Source organism: Ignatzschineria indica, assembly GCF_003121925.1.
Taxonomy (GTDB): domain Bacteria; phylum Pseudomonadota; class Gammaproteobacteria; order Cardiobacteriales; family Wohlfahrtiimonadaceae; genus Ignatzschineria; species Ignatzschineria indica.
Map to the genome: position 1 here is coordinate 197,460 of NZ_QEWR01000002.1, position 19,141 is coordinate 216,600.

Sequence of the window (19,141 nt, forward strand, 5' to 3'; positions counted from 1 at the left end):
TCAAAAATCAAAATCCAGAGTTGAACAATAGATCAATAAAAATAATTCAAAGAAAAAAGGTGCGATGAAGCACTACTTCTGATCACTATTAGGGGGAAATAATATGTCAACTTATGAAGTTGCTTTGCAGTTTGAAGATGGAGTTACAAAATTTATTAAAGTGATGGAAGGAGAAGCCTTATCAGATGCTGCTTACCGTCAAAAGATCAATATCCCACTCGATTGTCGAGATGGCGCTTGTGGTACTTGCCGAGCCTTTTGTGAAGAGGGCCGTTATGAGATGGATGAGGATAATTACATCGAAGATGCCTTAACGGATGAGGAAGCTCAGGCAGGATATATCTTAGCGTGTCAATGTATCCCTCAGTCTAATGGCGTTTACCAGATCCAAAGTACCTCGGAAATCTGTAAGACTACTGTTCATACTTATGAGGCAATGGTCAGCTCTTTAGATAAAGTCTCTGATTCCACTTTTGTTCTACAGCTTGAGTTAAAACCTGAGCAGGAAAATCTCTCATTTTTACCTGGGCAATATATTAATTTAAAAGTTCCGGGAACCGAAGAGACTCGATCCTATTCATTTAGTTCGATACCAGGGAGTAACCTTGTTGAGTTTGTGATTCGCAATGTTCCGGAAGGTCTAATGAGCTCCTATTTAGAGAATCATCCGGAGAGAGGAACCCCATTTGAATTTACAGGTCCATATGGCAGCTTTTATCTTAGATCATTGACAAAGCCAGCTCTATTTTTAGCGGGTGGAACAGGCATCGCTCCTTTTCTCTCAATGTTAGAAACTTTAGCGCTAAGTGATAATGAGCAACCGGTTAATCTTGTTTATGGTGTAACTAATGAAGCAGATCTTGTTGGTGTCGAGAGACTAGAAGAGATTAGAGCAAATCATCAGTGGTTTGATTATCGTATCGTGGTTTTTAATGCGACAAGTAAAGGTGTACGACAAGGATATGTGATGGAACATATTGAGATGGAGTGGGTTAATGATCCTACATTTGATCTCTATCTTTGTGGGCCAATACCGATGGTTGACTCCGTTCAAAAGTGGTTAAAAGAGAAGGACGTTGAGCCTGTTAATTTCTACTATGAGCGTTTTACGCCCAATGTCTAAGGATCAATGTATAAGGATAAGGAGCTTTTTATGACATCGACAAAAATGGTATCAACGAGGTTTAAAGATAAGAGCGCTTTAGTAACGGGGGCGGCTCAAGGAATCGGGAAGGGAATTGCTGAGGGATTGGCATCTGAAGGGGCAATAGTGATTTTAGTAGATAAATCACCTCTAGTTGAAGAGGTTGCCCAAAAAATCAATGAATCAGGGGGGATTGCGAGCGCTTTCATTGCTGATTTAGAGAGTTATTATGGAGCTGAAGAGATGGTTCGCTTTGCGTTAGGGCGCTATCAGAAGATTGATATTCTCATTAATAATATTGGCGGGGCTATTTGGATGAAACCATTTGATCAATTTACAGAGGGGGAGATTACGCGGGAAATCTATCGCTCCCTTTTCCCCACTTTATGGAGTTGTCGTGCCGTTATTCCTGAAATGGTTAAACAAAAAAATGGAACTATTGTCAATATCTCCTCTGTAGCGACTCGGGGGATATTACGCGGTCCTTACTCTGCAGCTAAGGGGGGTGTTAACGCTCTGACTGCATCCCTTGCCTTTGAATATGCCGATAGGGGAATTCGTGTTAATGCCATTGCAACCGGTGGGACAGAAGCGCCACCACGCGTCATTCCAAGAAATGAAAATCCTTTGACAGCGGATGAAGAAGGATGGATGCAAGAGGTTGTAGATCAAACTATTGATTCAACTTACTTCAAACGTTATGGCGTCATTGAAGAGCAGGTAAGAGTAGCGCTTTTTTTAGCATCTGAAGAATCCTCTTATATTACTGCTACTGTGATCCCTGTCGCCGGAGGCGATCAAGGTCTATAACTACAAAGGAGGGGCTTTATGATAAAACGGCTCCATAATTTATTGTTAGATTGGTCTTTATCTGCGACGGTTGCCGGATTTTTAGCGGTTATTATCTCTTACTCTGGGCCATTAGTAATCTATTTTCAGGCAGCTAATGTTGCGGGGGTATCGTATGAGTTGACTACCTCTTGGGTATGGGCAGTATCGATCGGATCGGCTATCGCAGGCATAATTCTGTCGATGTTGTATAAAATACCCATCATTACCGCATGGTCTGCACCGGGTACTGTATTATTAGTTTCATTATTCCCAGATATCTCTTTAGGTGAGGTTGTAGGAGCCTATATATTGACCGGATTAGTGATGATAGGGATTGGCTGGAGTGGTTATTTTGACAAGTTGCTACGGCTTATTCCTCAATCGTTAGCGGCGGGATTAATGGCAGGTGTCTTATTTCAGTTTGGATTGAGACTTTTTCAAGTATCTGAAATAGCACCTATTTTGGTCTTTTCTATGATGGTTATTTTTTTAATAACTAAAAGATTCGCCCCTCGATATAGCATTATTTGGGTTATGTTAGGTGGCTTAATGATTAGTCTAATGTTGGGAAAAACAGATATTGGTGCGCTCTCTTTTAACTTAGGTACCCCCTCATTTACATGGCCTGAATTTTCTCTCTTTTCTTTTTTTAACTTAACAATTCCTCTAATTATTGTAACGTTATCAGGTCAATTTTTGCCGGGAATGATGATGATTAGAGTTAGTGGCTTCTCCTCTATGTCAGCAAAGCCAGTGTTAATAATTACCGGGATTGTCTCTGTTTTTGTTGCTTTTTTTGGTGGAATTACGATAGCTCTAGCATCAATCACCGCTGCTTTATGTCTAGGAAAAGAGGCACATATTAATTCAGAAAAGAGATATGTTGCTGGAGTATTTAATGGTGTTTTTTATCTTTTAGGGGCTATTTTTGCTGGAAGTATTGTCACTATTTTTACAATTTTCCCACAAGAGATGATTGCGGCACTTGCTGGTTTAGCTCTATTGGGCGCCATTGGCGGAAATCTCTCTTTAGCAATGAAAAATGAAGAGGAGAAGGAAGCGGCATTAGTTGCTTTTTTAGTTACTGTTTCAGGTGTAAGTTTTGGGGGGATCTCTTCAGTATTATGGGGGTCTGTATTTGGTCTGGTGACCTATTGGGCATTGAGAAAATGGTGAGTTTGATCCATTTTGAATCTGTTTTTAATAAAAAAGGGGGGATAAAAAGATAGCTATAGACCTTAAAAATATTAGGAAATTTGGGTATAGAACTAGAGCATTGATTTAGTTGTGGCCTAAGACTCACAATCAATAATTATAATGTTTACTTTTACAAACTTTAGATTTAGATAGATCTAAAATAAGTATAAAAACAAAAATAAACACAGTAAAAGTAAAATACACTATTAGTAAAATATAAATATAAATATAAATATAAATATAAATATAAATATAAATATAAATATAAAAGGTAGATTGAACTACTAAGGAGTTAAAAATGAGGATTAAAAATGAGGCAGAAATCAGCCAGTTGATTGATCATGCGCGTTTTGGAAGTTTTCACTGGAAAATATTGTTTTGGTGTTTGCTAATTATTATTTTTGATGGTTATGATTTAGTAATTTATGGCGTTGCATTGCCACTTTTAATGAATGAGTGGGGGTTAACAGCGGTTGAAGCGGGGATGTTAGCCTCTACAGCACTTTTCGGCATGATGTTTGGAGCGATGTTGCTGGGGACTATTTCAGATAAAATTGGTCGTAAAAAGACAATTATGATCTGTGTTTTTATTTTTAGTGGGTTCACCGTCTTAGGGGGATTAGTCGATTCTCCGCTCCATTTTGGAATAACTCGCTTTATAGCAGGATTAGGAATTGGTGGTGTAATGCCTAACGTAGTCGCTTTAATGACCGAATATGCCCCTAAAAGAATCAGGAGTACTGTAGTGGCTGTTATGTTTAGTGGTTATGCCATCGGAGGAATGAGCTCTGCATTATTAGGAAGTTGGCTGGTTGCCGATCATGGATGGAGAATTATGTTCTATATTGCAGGAATTCCTCTGATTCTACTTCCTGTTATTTGGCGTTATTTGCCGGAATCTCTCCTTTTTTTAGCGAAGAAGCGAGAGTTGACACTTTTTCAAAAAATTGCTTCGTTAGTCGCTGGTAAAAATATCGAAATAGATGCAGAGGGATATGCTCAAGAAGAGGAGAAAAATGTACAGTCAGCGCCTTTGAAAGAGCTTTTTCAAAGTGGGCGAGCATTTAGTACGCTGATGTTTTGGGTCGCTTTTTTTATGTGCCTTTTGATGGTATATGCGTTAGGAAGTTGGTTACCCAAACTGATGATTCAAGCAGGTTATAGTCTAGGAACAAGTATGATCTTCCTTTTTGCACTGAATATTGGGGGAATGATTGGTGCAATTGGGGGTGGTGCATGGGCTGATCGTTATCACTTAAAGCCGGTCCTAAGTATTATGTTTTTCTCCGGAGCGGTCTCTTTAGTTCTGCTAGGTTTTAATACGCCCACTTTTGTGCTGTATACTTTAATTGCTATTGCCGGGGCAGCGACAATCGGCTCTCAAATATTACTCTATACCTTTGTTGCACAATATTATCCGGCCTTTGTTCGTTCAACAGGAATGGGATGGGCCTCTGGAATTGGGCGATTAGGTGCAATTATCGGTCCTGTTTTAACCGGTGCATTATTAAGTTTTGAATTAAGTCATCAGATGAACTTTTTAGTCATAGCTATTCCGGGGGTGATTGCTGCTATAGCGATTGGTGTTATTAATTTGAGAGTTTCGGTTGATGGTGTTGAGCAAAGTTTAGCGAAAGAGCCATCCATAACTCCTTCTCTCAATAGCTAGAGAGGTTAGGAGGGAAAAGGTAGCGAAATAATAGATGATAGCTATTTAGATGTTGAGTCGATAGAAATATTTAAGAGCCGCCATTATTAAAATGGGGCTCTTGTTTTTTATCTAAAATATTAAAGATTTTACCCCTTCACACAAACGATCTGTTTTAAGGTATGCACAATCTCAACGAGATCTTTTTGCGCAGCCATGACGGCATCAATATCTTTATAAGCCATCGGTATCTCATCGATTACGGCTTGATCTTTTCTGCATTCAACCCCTTGAGTTGCTCTCTTTTGATCCTCTATTGTAAAACGTTTTTTAGCCTCAGTTCGGCTCATCACTCTTCCGGCGCCATGAGAGCAGGATTGGAAACTATCGGGATTTCCTAAGCCTCGAACAATATAGCTTTTAGCCCCCATCGATCCGGGGATAATTCCCAACTCTCCTTTTTGTGCAGATACCGCTCCTTTGCGTGTAACATAGATCTCTTCTCCAAAATGTTGCTCTTTTTGGACATAATTGTGATGACAATTGACAGCTACAGAGGTCGTTGTAAAAGGTTTTTTAATCACTCTTCGTAATGCGGTAATTGTATTTTGCATCATCACTTCTCGATTAAGTCGTGCATAATTTTGTGCCCATTCAACGGCTTCAACATAATCTTCAAAATGTTTTGTTCCCTCTTTTAAGTAAGCAAGATCTTTATGGGGAAGGTTGGCAAGATGGCTCTCCATATCTTTTTTAGCCTGTGCGATAAAGAAGGTGCCTATCGCATTACCAACGCCGCGAGAGCCACTATGAAGCATGACCCAGATACGATCTAATTCATCGGTACAGAGCTCTATAAAGTGATTTCCCGTGCCTAAAGTCCCTAAGTGATGGTAATGATTGCTCTTTTCTAACTTGGGATATTTCTCAGTGATCTTCTGGAAATCAGGGAGAAGTTGTTGCCAGTAGTGATCAACTATTTTAGGGGGTTCCTGCCAACTGCCAATATCTCTTCGTCCCTTTCCAACAGTTCTCCCATGGGGAACCGCTTCTTCAATAGCAAGACGGATAGGATGAAGATTGTCCGGCATATCGGCAGCCGTTAATGAAGTTAAAAGCGCGATCATTCCACAGCCAATATCAACGCCGACTGCTGCCGGGATAATCGCTTTTTTAGTAGGAATAACAGATCCAACAGTAGATCCCATTCCCATATGTGCATCTGGCATTGCTGCAATATGGCGAAAGATCACCGGCACTTGAGCCGTATCAGAAAGTTGCTTTTTTGTCTGCTCATCAAAAGGGACACCTCGGGCCCACATCTTAATGGGGACTCCATTGGGAATCTCTTTTTGAATATAGGTACGATCGCACTTTGACTCTTGGTGATTTTTTTGGGGAGCAATATTTTTCTGATTCTCTTCTCTCATCTCTTTATCTATGTATCTATTTTAAATATTTAATTATTTGAATTAATCTATTTGAATTAATCCTGATTAATCATTTTGAAGCGCCTACTCAGAGTGATCTCTGTTGATCTGTTTTAATCTTTTGGGGATATTTCTGCTTTAGTAGGCTGTGGTGTTCCTTTGTAGTATTCTTGTGATATTCATTATATCGTAATATCTGCTCTCAATAGGATTCTCCCGATATGAAGGTTGTGTGATAGCATTATGGAGTGGTAATGATGAGATAATCAAAATCGCACCGAGAGACGATGCATGAGAGGGAGTTATCTATCTTATCATTTAGATATAGTGCAAAAATTGAGAAGGAGATTAGCATGAGGGTGGAAGATGTGAGCAAGAAGAGAGGTATTTTGGGAAGACTCTTAATGGTAAGCACATTATTGGGATTAATTCAGCTACCAGCATTCGCCTCAAATTATCTCTTTGTGCAAGATGCTCTATACTATATTGGTGATGAGAAGCGCGTTTGTGGTTTGATTACAGGCTTTAAGAGTCAAAGTGAAAATAATCAATTAGAGATTCTTTTTGAACAGCAGAATCAGCGACCGCAATTTATCGTTGAAGTACAAAACTTAAAAAAAGAGATTGCTGTTGAAGATATTGAAGCTCTTCAGCAACACCTAGGTGCAGAAGCCTGTATCTTCGGGACAATCAGAGAGAGGGAAGGGATACCGATGATCAGCACCCCTTCATTTGAATCGTTAGAGATGATTCGATATCTCTAGATGTTTTTATCCGTTTAACGGCGACAGCTATGAACCGCTTTATATTCCTCTTTTAACTTAGGCGTTAAGATGGTTAAGGTTCCCGATTGCGCTCTAACAAAGTTATCTTCATAAACCTCATCCACCTCTAATGTCATTAAGATGTTGTTATCGGTATTACTCCAGATATGTAGATGCTCAGGTTCAAAATGGCTTTTTTTCAATTTAATCGGGGTATTTTTAAGTTTAATCACCATCTCATCATCATTAGAGAGATTACCTAAAGCAAGCTCCACTTTTTCAGGGTTTTTGAGTGGAAAAGGTTGTGAAAGCGAGATATCACAGCGATAAACAAGCTTTTTGAGTTCAATCTGTGGCTTTGCGGCACTCTTTTCGCTCTCTTCTGTTGCTACTTGAGCTTCATCGGTTGTTTTTTCTCTATTGTCTTCTTCTGAAGCGCTCTTATTATCGGCATCAGGATTCTCTTTTTTGAGTTCAAATCCGAGTGTTTCAGCATACTCTTGATCGCTCATTGAAGGTGTTGTTAATGCCGGCATCTTTGCGACAGCGAACTGGTTTGAGCCTAAAATAAGTGCGACGGAGATTGTGAGAAGGATTTTTTTCATCGATTTTACTCCTAAGAGAATATGGTTGTTATCTAGGTAGATTTTATCATAATAGCGATGGGGGAGAGCAAGGGATTTATGCCAGAATCCACTTATGAGGATTAATAAAAAACCACTAAGAAACGGTAGATCTTAGTGGCTAATATAGAGGGTTACATAAAAGGATTTGATCAAAAGATCATGGTGCTCTCATAATGGTTATTAATCATTAAAGACCATTTATAATAATTAAAAAACTGTTGTTAAAGCATCGTGAAAAGTTATTAGCAATAATGTCGCTTGCAATAATTATTTATTAAGTTAATTAATAAATCACAAATCACAAGTAATAATTCAGATTTCAGCGATCACAATCCTCTCCATTATCCTCTTTATCTTACTGTTATTGTATTGTTGCTATTTGTTACTTTGGTCAATCACAATATTATCAGGATCTATTTTGTCACCATAAAATGGACGTACAGCTTTGTCATAAGCTTGATGAAAAAACTCTTCCGCCTGAAGGGCTTCTATTTGAGCATTCACCCAATTTAATAGTGAATCATTCCCTTTTTTAACAGCTGGTGCAATCACATCATCGGGGCCAATTTTTTGAATGGAGACAACAAAGTCGGGATTATTATTGGCCCAGGCATAGAGTAGGGCATTATCATGCGCTAACCCTACAGCTCTACCATCTCTTAATGCGGCAAAAGCTTCTGAGTTATGATCATATTTTTGCAGTTTTACTTGAGGATGATTTTTCTCAAAGTAAGTTTCTGCTGTTGTCCCCTTATTAACAATCACAGTTTTGCCATCTAATTGAGCAAGATCTGTAATAGGGGCTCCTTCAGGCGTTACCAGACCAATAGCGACTTTCATATAAGGTTCAGCAAAATCTACCTGTTTGCTACGTTCAGGCGTTACAGTAAAATTTGCGAGCGTAATATCTACTTTGTTGGCATCTAACACATTAATACGATTTTGAGCTTCTGTTAATACAAAGGTGACGCTCTCTTCAGTGCCAAAAAGGTTCTTTCCTAAGGCCTTTGCTAACTCAATATCATAACCTTGGCTTTGACCTTCTCGGTCAACATATCCAAAAGGGGGTTTATCACTAAATACTGCAACACGTAGTTTTCCATTTTTCTTAATTTGCTCTAAGCTCCCATCTTCTGTTGCTGCAAAGGAGAAGCCTGATAGTAGGGTAGTGACGCTAAGTAAGGCGATGCTGAGTGTTTTAGATAATTTATTCATATTTAACTCCTTGGTAGATTGGTTGTGAATTGTAACTTTTATAGTTGTATCTAACGGTAATGACTTATTTTTAGTTAAAAATAAGAGGGTTAATCGAATTCCTTATCATTTAGGGGACAATATTTAAAGGATAATATGAGCTGATGATGAGTTAAATTGATCAGTGAGAACCTATAAAATTGTTCCGTTTTTAGAGATAAGGCGCTAAAACTCAATGAAATCTTAAGTCAGTGATTATTTTTAAAAATCAAAGATGGTTAAAAATTGTTGAGCTCGTTCACTCTGCGGTTGTGTAAAAAATGTTTTAGGGTCTGTAATTTCTAAGATCTCTCCCTCCTCCATAAAAATAATTTTGTCGGCAACTTTACGTGCGAAATTTAACTCGTGAGTAACAATGAGCATTGTCATTCCGCTTGCGGCTAATTCTAAGATTGTTTCTAAAACCTCTCTGACCATTTCAGGGTCGAGAGAAGCGGTTACTTCATCAAAAAGCATAAGTTGAGGATTCATTGCCAAGGCTCTAACAATAGCGATTCGTTGTTTCTGCCCACCTGATAATTCTCTTGGATAAGCATCTTTACGATCGAGTAATCCAACTCGCGTTAAAAGTAGCTCTATCTGTTGTAACGCTTCTTTGCGTGCTCTTTTTTGGACTTTTAATGGACCTAGTAAGATATTGTCAAGGAGTGTCATATTGGGGAATAGGTCATAACTTTGAAAGACCATCCCTATTTCACCTCTTACTTTCGTCCAGTCTGTTTTAGGCTGATTGAGCTCCTTCCCTTTAAAGAGAATAGAGCCGGAGTCGATCTTTTCTAACCCATTAATCGTTCGCAATAATGTTGATTTTCCACATCCTGAAGGGCCTAGAATCACAACTACTTCACCTTTTTTAACCTCTAGATTGATCTCTTTGAGAACCTGTTTTTGAGAGTAGGATTTATAAAGATGTGAAATTTTTAATAGAGCTGTCATAGATAACGTTATCTCTTTATTGAAAGGTATTATTTAAATAATATTCGATGGTTCAATGATTTAATGGTGTTGTTTCAGTGGTTATGGTTCTCTTCGTCGTCTTAATCGTTTGAATAGTCCTGATTGCACGAGTAATCCTGATTATTTAATGGCTCATATTTTTAATGACTTTTAATAACTGACTGACTAAATTGTGACTATCCATTTGTCATTACGTATTGCATTAACGGCGGCTGAAATAGGTAGCAAGTTTTGATATGGGGTAACAGATGGCAAAAAAGAGTAATAGGAGCAGGCCATAGATCCAAAATGGAGCTAATGAGTTATTCATCATAGCGGCGTATTCAATAATTTCTTTACCTACTTTAGTGACATCCTGTACGCCAATAAGAACTAATAGAGATGTTGTCATAATAATTCTTGAAGAGAGGTTTAATGCTGGGCCAATAGCATTTCTTAATGCTTGTGGTAGTAGGACATAATAGAATATTTGTCGAGTATTTAAGCCGATTGCAGTTGCTGATTCCCGTTGATGTTTGGGGAGCGAGAGAATTGCACTTCTAATAATATCGCTCATCTCTGCTGTACCCCAAAAAGTAAAAGCGATAACCCCCACTGTACGTCCTGTGATATCGATATTTATCAGTGTTGGCAAAATATAGTAGAGCAGATAGAGGAGTACTAATGTGGGCAATACTCTGACAATCTCTAAATAGATCTTAAAAGGGAGACGTATAACGATATGTTGTGAAGTTCTAATGATACCTGCTAAAACCCCTAATATAAGCGTAAGAGCAATAGAGATAAAAGCCACCTCTAATGTGAAATAGAGGCCGGTCGCTAAGCGTTTTATCGTAATCCAATCTAAGATATCAAGCCCCAAATTCTGCATAGCGCAATCTCCGCTCAAGTAGTGAAAGTAAGAGGGTAAAAGGGATAATAACAATGGCATAAGCGGCGACTAAAAGGAGTAGATTTTCATTGGTATGCCCTATATTACTGATTAAATTGATAATCACAGTTGTAATATCTGTACCTGCAATTGCAGTAAAAACTGATGTCTCTTTGAAGAGAAAAATAGCATTCGCTCCTAGCGCCGGAATAGAGTAGGAGAGCGCTTGAGGAATAATGATATAACGGGTTATTTGAAGACGATTGAGACCAATAGCTTTACCACTTTCAAGTTGTGAGGCAGCTATTTGTGTAATCCCACTTTTGAAAGCCTCTGCCATATAGGCCGCTCCTAAGAGTGAAAGACCGATGAGAGCTGTTGTTTCAAAACTTAATAAGATGCCAAACATTCTTGGTAATCCAAAATAGAGAAAAAAGAGATGCAAAAGGAGTGGGGTATTGCGGAAAAATGCCACAAATCCATTACTAATAGGTGCTAATAGAGGGATCTTGAAAAAGATTGTTAAGCTTATTATTAATCCCAATATTAATGCGTTCAAAATCCCTAAAAAGGAGATTTTTAGGGTCAACCAGAAAGCGGACTCCAAAAGCGGAAAGACTTCTTGTAAGTATTGCAACATGGTGATAAATTCTGGTTACTCCCTTAGGTAGATATTAAATAGGTATTGAGCATATCTTGACTAGAGTGAGTGATATAGATAGGGGGATTTTTGAATGAAAATAGTTTCTAGCTGAAAAATTTTATAGATGACTTTATTATTTTTCAGTACCAACCTACCCGCAAAAAACTAGTCATATATGCTTTGTTTTAATATATGTTGAGATTAGAGTAAAATTTTCACTTCGTCAATCTATTTACCGATAATATTGAATAGTACTTCTATTAAAGATCTCTTTTAGGAGAGATGGCTCCTATTTTCTGCTGATAAATGCTCTTGCAAATGCATCTAATGACCAACCGATAATGCCGATTAGTACAATAGCGGCCATCAGCTCTGAGTAGGCTAAGCGATCACGGGTATCTAAAATAAAGTAGCCAAGACCTTCATTGACACCTAACATTTCACAGGGAACAAGAACAATCCAAACAACTCCTATTGCCAAGCGTAAGCCATTTCCGATAGATTGAAAAATAGCAGGAAAGACGATGTTTTTTAACATCTCATACTTTGTAGCTGCGAGAGAATTACCCAATTGTAACCAAGAGGGATCAATGCTTTTGACCCCAGATATTGTGCTGAAAATAATGGGCCAAATAGCAGAAAAGGTTAAAAGAAAATAGATAGGGGCATTACCAATACCAAGAAGCATCACAACGATCGGCATCCAGGATAGGGGAGAAATCATACGCAGTAATTGAAAGGGCGCACTACTAAGTGATTCCAATAATCGAGAGTGTCCTAAAATAATTCCGATAGGTATTCCTATTAAAAGAGCAAAGAAGAGGCTAACCATCACCCGTATTAAACTAGCGATAATATGTTCGGTAAGAAGATTTTGTGTTAAAAGCTCATAGAGATGGGTGAAGGTAGGAGTGGGGGCTAATAGTTTGGCTAAGGGGATATTTTGCGCAAGTAGAGAGATCCCCAATGACCAAAAAAGAAGCAGTAGGGTCAATCCTATCAATGTATAAAAAAAAGGAGCGGTTTTTGTCGAAAAATATTTCATGGCAATCGTCTCACAATGAGATAAGTTGAGCTAAAAGAGAGTTTTGATAGAGCTTGGATGTAGCAACTTGCATGAATCTTTAAGGTCGATATCTCTGATACCTTAATTTGTCGATTTAACAGGCTGATTACATAGCAATTGATTACACAGCAATTACCTCTTCTCTCATTAAAGATCTTGGTAAATTAAACTTAGTAAAAGCATCTTGATTTTCTAAAGCACTTTTTACAAATTTTGGTGCCATCAGATCCTCTATAACCTGTTGAGGTTTTAATTGATATAGAAATTGGTTAACGCCGGCAATATGAGTTTTTTGCAACATAGAGAGCAAAGTTTCTAAATAACTAGGAAAAGGATAGGGCTGGAAGGCAGTACGTTCCTGATACCATTGAGGGTGCTTAATAATGCCAAGATCGATATAGTGTTGCCAATCCTGAGAAGAGGGTGCTAAAACATGTCGGAGGATCTCGGGATGATGCGGTGTTAATTGATGTCGACCTTGATTAGAGAGAAGTAGAGCCGTCTCATCTCGATGGTTATTACTCCAAATTTGTGCTTCAACGAGAGCATCAACCACCTTTTCACTCCATTCGGGGCGATTTTCTAAATCATGATCATGCATCAAGGTGACACAACAAGCATGATCTTTCCAGATATCTGCACTGAAGCGGAGTATTTTGCCAATTCCTTTCGTTTCAGCTAAAGCATTAAATGGTTCTGCAACAATAAAGCCAGAGATTCTCTCTGCCGCAAGTGCGGCAACCATATCGGAAGGTGCCATCACAACAAGACGAACCTCACTTCGATTTTTAGGCATTTTTTCTGTGACGCTTAAACCATTTTCACGCAATAGATGTTGTAGAACTACATTATGAATGGAGTACCAAAAAGGAATTGCAACTGTCTGACCACCGAGATCTGTAATAGCATTCACTTTATGGGCGACCGTTAAAGCAGAACCCGCCATATGATTCCACATAACAATTTTAGCCGGAGAACTACTTCCATAACGGAGCCAAATCGCCATAGGAGAGAGAAGATGAATCACATTTACTTGACCACTAATAAATGCCTCTACCAGTTGAGCCCAACTACGAAAGAGAACCGGCTTTTCAACTTCAATACCCCGTTTAGTAAATAGTTGCTGATCTATTGCGACAAGCAGAGGGGTAGCATCAGTAATGGGAAGATAACCAATACGAAGTGGGGCATTGGGCTGTTTAGCAAAGTTCTTTTGACAAGCTTGTAGTAGGGGTAAACTTCCCGACAGAGCAAAGAGACTCGCTAGTTTAAGAAAATCTCTACGATTCGCAGACATAAAAATTCCTTGGTATCACGATATAGATATCACTATATAAAATAGTCAATTGTCTCTACACTCTTCTCCCAAAGTTGAGCTTCATGAAGCGTAGCGATAATTTCCTCTTTTTGTGGTTGTAAATAATGGAGCGCTTGCTCTTCAGATCTTGCAAGTCGCGGTATTTGCCATTCCCCTAAGATTTTTCCGGGCATGTTTCCGATTAAAATGATTCGGTGAGAGATAAGGAGTGCCTCATCGATATCATGGGTCACTAAAACCGCAGCCGATCGATACTTTTGAATGACTCTTATCAGGAGTTTTTGCATCTCGGCTCGCGTAACTTTATCTAGAGCACTAAAAGGTTCATCGAGAAGGATAATTTCAGGTTTTCTTACTAAGGCTCTAGCAAGAGAGACTCTTTGAGCCATCCCCCCTGATAATTGATGAGGATATTGGTGAGCAACACTGCTTAGATTGATCTCCGAAATTAGAGATATAATGCGATCTTTCGCCTCTTTTTTGCTGATTTTAATCTGTTTTTTAAAATGTAAACCAAATCCAATATTGTCTTTTACATTCAGCCAGGGGAGAAGGGCAGGGTTTTGAAAAACAAAAGCTAATCTTGGGTGGGGTTCTGTAATCACCTGTTTAAAAAGTTTTATCTCACCACTTTCGGGAGCTTGCAGCCCAGCTAAAACCCGTAATAGAGAAGATTTTCCTATACCGCTAGGGCCTAAAATTGTGACAATCTCTCCTGCTGATAAGGAGAAGTTAAATCTCTCTAGAATGCGTTTATATGTTCCCGAGGCCTGTTGATACCCGAGATTGATATTCTGGGCTTGTAGAATCATAATTGAAGCTCCTTTAATGACATATCTCTACTGCTTAGATCTCTACCATTCAGATCTCTTCCTACTCTCTGAAAGAGAGATGATAGAAGGGAGATTAGTCGGGCAATCGTGTAAAAGAATCTTTGCGAATACCACAATCAGGGCATTCCCAATCATCAGGGATATCTTCAAAGCGGGTGCCGGGTGGGAAACCATGTTCTTCATCCCCTAAAGCTTCATCATAAATCCATCCACAAATATCACAGATATAACGTGCCACTGCTCCTCCTCGTTGTTATAGAAATATTACAAATATTTAATAAGCCTTTTAATAAAGGCTTGATAAAGGCTTGAAGTTTTTATTACGCGGATAATCTTGCAATATCTTGGCGTAGATGCTTAATCGCTGGAGTAACGATAGCAACAAAAATCGCTTCTCGACTGCGTCGTTGGGCGCTATGGCGCATGAGATAACCTTTAGCACCGGCATGTAGTGCAGCAGATTGAGCCACAGCTAAAGTGGTTTCTGCCGCATCTAAACGGGTCTTTAATATTGGTAAGAGAGTTGCTCTTCCTTCTTTCACCTGTTGGGCTAATTGAGAGGTTTCTTGCTTGAGTGAGGAGAGCTTTTCAGTAGCAACAGGAAGAGTTAAATCGAGATATTGATTAACATGGGCAGTTAAAGTATTGCTCTCTTGCATAATTTGAATACATCCTTCAATAATGCCGGCACCAATACCGATCTGTAGCAGGATAAATCCGGGCTTTATTGTCGCTATATAATCATCAAATTCCTCTATATCAGCGAGTAGATCAGATTCGGGAACAAATAGATCGTTAAAGCGTACGGCAAAAGTATTTGTTCCTTCTAATGCGCTAAATTGTGGACAGGGATTTAAAATCACCCCTTTCTGATTGCCAGAAACAATAAACATTACAAATTGATCTTCGCTAACTTGTGCTGTCGCTGCCCAAAGATGATCCTCACCAATATTGGATACCCAGGGGAGAATGCCATTAACACGGTAGCCACCGGCAACTTTTTCTGCTTGTAGTAGATGTTTTTCAATTTTTGAAAGATGCTTAATAGTATTAGACATACCTGTTCCTGCTAATACTTTTCCTTCTAAGACCTTCTGTAGATATTTTTCTCGTACAGCTGGGCGAGAGGTATTGTAAAGATACCAAGCACATGCACTTTGGCACCATACAGAGAAAGCTGTTGCACCACACTCTCTCCCGACAGCTTGAATAACTGCGATCTGATTAGCCAATCCTGAATTTTCATCTTTTTGATCTGATAATGCTGAAAATCCACCTAATTTGCCAAGCTCCATTAAATAATCTTTGGGATATAAGCCCTCTTGATCGATTTTGGTTACAAGAGGACGCAAGTTTTGCTGGGCATGAAGCTTAATTGTTTCTAGAAAAGGGGTACTCATGATTTAACCTCTGCTATCTACTTTTCAAGGAGTATATTTATGGGGTATTTAAGGGAATATTGACCTATTGCTATCAATCTTTTAAAACCAGGGATCTCTGAGATCTTCGATATCTCAGCAGATCTTTAGGCAAAAGGGAGTAGCTCTTGATTGATACTATTTTGAGCAAGATTATTGGTGTAGTTGCAGAGTGTAGCTAGGGCAATTCCTAAGATAACCTCAACGGCCTGTTGTTCGTTATAACCTATAGCAAAGAAGTCTTGTAACGCTTCATCACTCACAGCTCCTTTATTGATCATGACGGCAATAGTGAAACGCGCAAGTGTATCTAATTTTTGATCTTCTTCTTGAAAGGGGGTAAGGGATCGTATTGCGGCAAGAATCTCATCGCTAAAGAGTTTTTTTGCGACTGCAATTTTGGTATGACCTGCAACACAAAAAGCACATTCATTAACTTTTGCTGCAGTAATCTGTACAACTTCAATTTCAGCGGATGAGAGACTTGTTCTTGCATTGATTTTCCCCACCTCTTGATACATCTCTAATGCTGTAGGAGCGTTTGCTAGTACGGCGATAAGGTTAGGAATAAATCCACTATTTTTGAGTACATTTTGAACACGAAATACTGCATCTTTTGGGGTTGTTTCTAGTGTATGAAGGGTTAAACGGGACATTGAATTCTCCTTTGAGTGATTAGTTGTTAGGTTGTTAGAATAATTAATACTAAACATGTATTTTTTATATGTTAAATCGATCGTATAGTTTATTTGTGAGTCCGTCAAGGTTATTTTTCTGCGAAAACGCTCTATTTATAGGTATATTGAGATATCGATCTGTATTGAGAATTCATTTAATTCTTTCAATTTTTTGACTTTTTGTTTCAGTTATCCTGTAAATTTATGGTCGATCTTCTATTACTCACTATCTATTTCTCACTCTCTATTAGTAGCGTGATCGATATGGATTTGTATGGGGGGGGTATTGATTGGTGATTGGTACCGAATCTCTTTTAAATATTTTTAGAGGGTTGTAATCTCATTCTTAAACCCCATTAAATGAGAGATTAAGTCAGAGCACAAACAGAAGGAATATAGAACATGAAACCACGTCTTTTGATATCTGAAAGCGTCAATCCACTCTTTAATTTAGCGGTTGAAGATGCGATCTTTCAGACGATGGATGCTTCGCAACAGGTTCTCTTTTTATGGCGTAATGATCAGACCGTTGTGATTGGTCGTGGACAAAATCCTTGGAAAGAGTGTAACACCCAAAAAATGGAGGAAGATGGTATCACATTAGCGCGAAGAAGCAGTGGCGGAGGTGCTGTCTATCATGATTTAGGAAATACCAATTTCACCTTTATGGCCGGCAAGCCTGGCTATGATAAGGAGAGTTCAACGGCTCTGATTTTAGAGGCGCTCCATACGCTTGGAATTGAAGCTCAGAGCTCTGGGCGTAATGATATTATTGTTGAGCAAGATGGCGAGATAAGAAAGATTTCTGGATCGGCTTACCGGGAGACGAAAGATCGTGGGTTTCATCACGGGACACTCCTGATCGATGTCGATTTTGGTCGATTGAGCCGTTATCTCAATCCTGATCCTAAAAAGCTACAGGCGAAAGGGATCAGCTCTGTGCGTTCACGCGTTGCCAATTTAGTAGAATTTAAGCCCGAATTGAATCATGAAGTGATCTGCCGTGCGATCGAGGCACAATTTAGGAAAAAATTTGGGGAGATCGAGACGATTGAATATATCTCAGAGGAGAATCCCCCCCAGATCCCCGGGTTTGAAGCGATCTATGAGAAGCAGAAGAGTTGGGATTGGAACTTTGGTCAAGCACTTCATTTCTCCCATCTTCTTGATGAGCGTTTTCCGTGGGGTGGTGTCGAGATTCATCTCGATATTCCTAGAGGCGGGCGAATCGAACAGGCGAAAATTTTCACAGATAGTCTCTTTGTCGAGCCATTTGAGCGCTTAGCAACAGCATTGGTGGGAGTGCGCTATCATGGAGATGAGATTGCTGCCCAATTGACCAATCTTGGAGAGCAATATCCCCATTTTAGAGAGGAATGGCAGCAGTTTAGTAACTGGTTGATTGCCGCAATTAGATAAAGAGAGAGGAGAGAATATGAAAGAGGTTAATAAGCGTAATAAGGCATTATTAGGGATTTATCATGCGCCAGCAGCTCATTGGGTGGGAGATGCATTTCATGTTCGCTCTCTCTTTACCTATAACAATCATGGGCGTTATCTTAATCCCTTTTTACTCTTAGATCGTGCGGGGCCAACAAAATTTGAAGCTAGCGATAAGATCCGTGGTGTCGGCTCCCATCCCCATCGGGGCTTTGAGACAGTGACACTCGTCTATGAAGGAGAGGTTGCTCATCGTGATTCTACTGGAGAGGGCGGAACGATAGGTGCCGGTGATGTTCAGTGGATGACGGCAGCACGAGGTATCCTCCATGAAGAGATGCTTTCAGAGTCCTTCTCTCAGAAAGGAGGCGTACTCGATATGGTGCAGCTTTGGGTCAATCTGCCTGCGGAAAAAAAGATGGATTCTCCCCGATATCAGCAGATTATCGCTACAGATATCCCTCAATTTTCAGTTGTGGAAGGGGGGTTGATGCGGATTATTGCCGGCCAATACCCACCTAATCTATTCGATGATTCTATTGAGAATAGGGAGCAAGAGCCACAATATTATCAAGGTCCAGCTAATACGGCCACGCCGGTTGACCTATGGGATCTTATATTGCAAAAAGGGGTAAAGGCAGAGATCTTCTTACCTGAAAATCGTTATGTTGGTATCGTTGTACTGAAGGGGGAAGTTCGCTGCAATGGGCAAGTTTTCAAAGAGACTGATCTTGCAATATTAGAAAGAGAGGGCAATAAGACAACATTAGAGGCGATCAACGAATCGAGTATCCTAATTTTGAGTGGCGAGATAATTGATGAACCCGTTGTCGGACATGGCCCTTTTGTGATGAATACGAGAGAAGAGATTAAGCAAGCATCTCTCGATTTTATGAGTGGGAAATTTGGCGAACTATAGAACCCTACGCCATTATTAACGCTATTTCATTTTGTAAATAAGGTATAATAAATTATAGAAATATTTTATTTTTGTAATTAATAGTCAGTCAGTTAGTGACTATAA

The 19,141-nt window shown here is 39.3% G+C and carries 19 protein-coding genes; 7 read left to right on the top strand and 12 right to left on the bottom strand.

Going from position 1 to position 19,141, the window contains the following annotated elements:
- Window positions 1-103: 103 nt before the first annotated feature.
- From benC to DC082_RS01115, 4 genes are all read left to right on the top strand, one after another.
- Window positions 104-1,123 (top strand): benzoate 1,2-dioxygenase electron transfer component BenC, encoded by a 1,020-nt coding sequence (benC, locus tag DC082_RS01100; RefSeq protein WP_109235379.1) that lies wholly within the window; start codon window positions 104-106, stop codon window positions 1,121-1,123.
- Window positions 1,124-1,168: 45 nt separating this feature from the next.
- Window positions 1,169-1,954, top strand: coding sequence for a benzoate diol dehydrogenase BenD (gene benD / locus DC082_RS01105; protein ID WP_109236155.1), 786 nt, complete (start codon window positions 1,169-1,171; stop codon window positions 1,952-1,954).
- An 18-nt stretch (window positions 1,955-1,972) separates the two neighbouring features.
- Window positions 1,973-3,151, top strand: a complete 1,179-nt coding sequence (locus DC082_RS01110; protein ID WP_109235380.1) for a benzoate/H(+) symporter BenE family transporter — start codon at window positions 1,973-1,975, stop codon at window positions 3,149-3,151.
- Between the two features lie 319 nt (window positions 3,152-3,470).
- Window positions 3,471-4,841 (top strand): MFS transporter, encoded by a 1,371-nt coding sequence (locus DC082_RS01115; protein ID WP_109235381.1) that lies wholly within the window; start codon window positions 3,471-3,473, stop codon window positions 4,839-4,841.
- Between the two features lie 128 nt (window positions 4,842-4,969).
- Here DC082_RS01115 and DC082_RS01120 read toward each other — a convergent pair whose 3' ends face one another.
- Entirely contained in the window at window positions 4,970-6,142 is a 1,173-nt protein-coding gene (locus DC082_RS01120) for an RtcB family protein (protein ID WP_229821614.1), read from the bottom strand.
- A 476-nt stretch (window positions 6,143-6,618) separates the two neighbouring features.
- Between DC082_RS01120 and DC082_RS01125 the strand changes: the two genes are divergently transcribed.
- Window positions 6,619-7,014 carry a hypothetical protein gene (locus tag DC082_RS01125; protein WP_133243669.1) on the top strand — a complete coding sequence of 132 codons (396 nt, stop codon included), beginning with the start codon at window positions 6,619-6,621 and terminating at the stop codon, window positions 7,012-7,014.
- Between the two features lie 14 nt (window positions 7,015-7,028).
- Here the strand turns inward: DC082_RS01125 and DC082_RS01130 are convergent, their stop codons facing one another.
- The 11 genes from DC082_RS01130 to DC082_RS01180 all read right to left on the bottom strand — a co-directional run bounded on the left by DC082_RS01130 (window position 7,029) and on the right by DC082_RS01180 (window position 16,656).
- Window positions 7,029-7,619 (bottom strand): hypothetical protein, encoded by a 591-nt coding sequence (locus tag DC082_RS01130; protein WP_109235384.1) that lies wholly within the window; start codon window positions 7,617-7,619, stop codon window positions 7,029-7,031.
- Window positions 7,620-8,015: 396 nt separating this feature from the next.
- A complete protein-coding gene (locus tag DC082_RS01135; RefSeq protein ID WP_109235385.1) occupies window positions 8,016-8,855 on the bottom strand; it encodes a cysteine ABC transporter substrate-binding protein in 840 nt (279 codons plus the stop codon).
- A gap of 240 nt (window positions 8,856-9,095) precedes the next feature.
- Window positions 9,096-9,830, bottom strand: a complete 735-nt coding sequence (locus DC082_RS01140; protein WP_109235386.1) for an amino acid ABC transporter ATP-binding protein — start codon at window positions 9,828-9,830, stop codon at window positions 9,096-9,098.
- A 223-nt stretch (window positions 9,831-10,053) separates the two neighbouring features.
- On the bottom strand, window positions 10,054-10,722 hold the full coding sequence (locus DC082_RS01145) for an amino acid ABC transporter permease (protein ID WP_109235387.1): 669 nt from the start codon (window positions 10,720-10,722) through the stop codon (window positions 10,054-10,056).
- Entirely contained in the window at window positions 10,703-11,362 is a 660-nt protein-coding gene (locus tag DC082_RS01150) for an ABC transporter permease subunit (RefSeq protein WP_109235388.1), read from the bottom strand. Before DC082_RS01150 ends, DC082_RS01145 begins: the two co-directional genes overlap by 20 nt.
- Window positions 11,363-11,654: 292 nt before the next feature.
- On the bottom strand, window positions 11,655-12,410 hold the full coding sequence (locus tag DC082_RS01155) for an ABC transporter permease (protein ID WP_109235389.1): 756 nt from the start codon (window positions 12,408-12,410) through the stop codon (window positions 11,655-11,657).
- 142 nt (window positions 12,411-12,552) lie between these two features.
- Complete coding sequence (locus DC082_RS01160) at window positions 12,553-13,728, bottom strand: ABC transporter substrate-binding protein (protein ID WP_109235390.1); 1,176 nt, start codon at window positions 13,726-13,728, stop codon at window positions 12,553-12,555.
- Between the two features lie 32 nt (window positions 13,729-13,760).
- Window positions 13,761-14,561, bottom strand: a complete 801-nt coding sequence (locus tag DC082_RS01165; RefSeq protein ID WP_109235391.1) for an ABC transporter ATP-binding protein — start codon at window positions 14,559-14,561, stop codon at window positions 13,761-13,763.
- Window positions 14,562-14,655: 94 nt separating this feature from the next.
- Window positions 14,656-14,820, bottom strand: coding sequence for a rubredoxin (locus DC082_RS01170; protein ID WP_109235392.1), 165 nt, complete (start codon window positions 14,818-14,820; stop codon window positions 14,656-14,658).
- 82 nt (window positions 14,821-14,902) lie between these two features.
- Window positions 14,903-15,982, bottom strand: a complete 1,080-nt coding sequence (locus tag DC082_RS01175) for an acyl-CoA dehydrogenase family protein (protein WP_109235393.1) — start codon at window positions 15,980-15,982, stop codon at window positions 14,903-14,905.
- 125 nt (window positions 15,983-16,107) lie between these two features.
- Window positions 16,108-16,656 carry a carboxymuconolactone decarboxylase family protein gene (locus tag DC082_RS01180; protein WP_109235394.1) on the bottom strand — a complete coding sequence of 183 codons (549 nt, stop codon included), beginning with the start codon at window positions 16,654-16,656 and terminating at the stop codon, window positions 16,108-16,110.
- Window positions 16,657-17,079: 423 nt separating this feature from the next.
- Here DC082_RS01180 and DC082_RS01185 point away from each other — a divergent pair, with 423 nt between their 5' ends.
- The gene (locus DC082_RS01185) at window positions 17,080-18,096 is read left to right on the top strand and encodes a lipoate--protein ligase (protein ID WP_109235395.1); all 1,017 of its coding nucleotides are present in this window, start codon (window positions 17,080-17,082) and stop codon (window positions 18,094-18,096) included.
- 16 nt (window positions 18,097-18,112) lie between these two features.
- The gene (locus tag DC082_RS01190; RefSeq protein WP_109235396.1) at window positions 18,113-19,036 is read left to right on the top strand and encodes a pirin family protein; all 924 of its coding nucleotides are present in this window, start codon (window positions 18,113-18,115) and stop codon (window positions 19,034-19,036) included.
- The last annotated feature ends 105 nt before the right edge of the window (window positions 19,037-19,141 follow it).

Coding starts and splice junctions, on each gene's coding strand:
- DC082_RS01190 (WP_109235396.1), top strand. CDS start 18,113: ATGAAAGAGGTTAATAAGCGTAATAAGGCATTATTAGGGATTTATCAT.
- DC082_RS01185 (WP_109235395.1), top strand. CDS start 17,080: ATGAAACCACGTCTTTTGATATCTGAAAGCGTCAATCCACTCTTTAAT.
- DC082_RS01110 (WP_109235380.1), top strand. CDS start 1,973: ATGATAAAACGGCTCCATAATTTATTGTTAGATTGGTCTTTATCTGCG.
- DC082_RS01155 (WP_109235389.1), bottom strand. CDS start 12,410: ATGAAATATTTTTCGACAAAAACCGCTCCTTTTTTTTATACATTGATA.
- DC082_RS01165 (WP_109235391.1), bottom strand. CDS start 14,561: ATGATTCTACAAGCCCAGAATATCAATCTCGGGTATCAACAGGCCTCG.
- DC082_RS01145 (WP_109235387.1), bottom strand. CDS start 10,722: ATGCAGAATTTGGGGCTTGATATCTTAGATTGGATTACGATAAAACGC.
- benC (WP_109235379.1), top strand. CDS start 104: ATGTCAACTTATGAAGTTGCTTTGCAGTTTGAAGATGGAGTTACAAAA.
- DC082_RS01135 (WP_109235385.1), bottom strand. CDS start 8,855: ATGAATAAATTATCTAAAACACTCAGCATCGCCTTACTTAGCGTCACT.
- DC082_RS01150 (WP_109235388.1), bottom strand. CDS start 11,362: ATGTTGCAATACTTACAAGAAGTCTTTCCGCTTTTGGAGTCCGCTTTC.
- DC082_RS01140 (WP_109235386.1), bottom strand. CDS start 9,830: ATGACAGCTCTATTAAAAATTTCACATCTTTATAAATCCTACTCTCAA.
- DC082_RS01160 (WP_109235390.1), bottom strand. CDS start 13,728: ATGTCTGCGAATCGTAGAGATTTTCTTAAACTAGCGAGTCTCTTTGCT.
- benD (WP_109236155.1), top strand. CDS start 1,169: ATGGTATCAACGAGGTTTAAAGATAAGAGCGCTTTAGTAACGGGGGCG.
- DC082_RS01115 (WP_109235381.1), top strand. CDS start 3,471: ATGAGGATTAAAAATGAGGCAGAAATCAGCCAGTTGATTGATCATGCG.
- DC082_RS01120 (WP_229821614.1), bottom strand. CDS start 6,142: ATGTGGGCCCGAGGTGTCCCTTTTGATGAGCAGACAAAAAAGCAACTT.
- DC082_RS01175 (WP_109235393.1), bottom strand. CDS start 15,982: ATGAGTACCCCTTTTCTAGAAACAATTAAGCTTCATGCCCAGCAAAAC.
- DC082_RS01180 (WP_109235394.1), bottom strand. CDS start 16,656: ATGTCCCGTTTAACCCTTCATACACTAGAAACAACCCCAAAAGATGCA.
- DC082_RS01130 (WP_109235384.1), bottom strand. CDS start 7,619: ATGAAAAAAATCCTTCTCACAATCTCCGTCGCACTTATTTTAGGCTCA.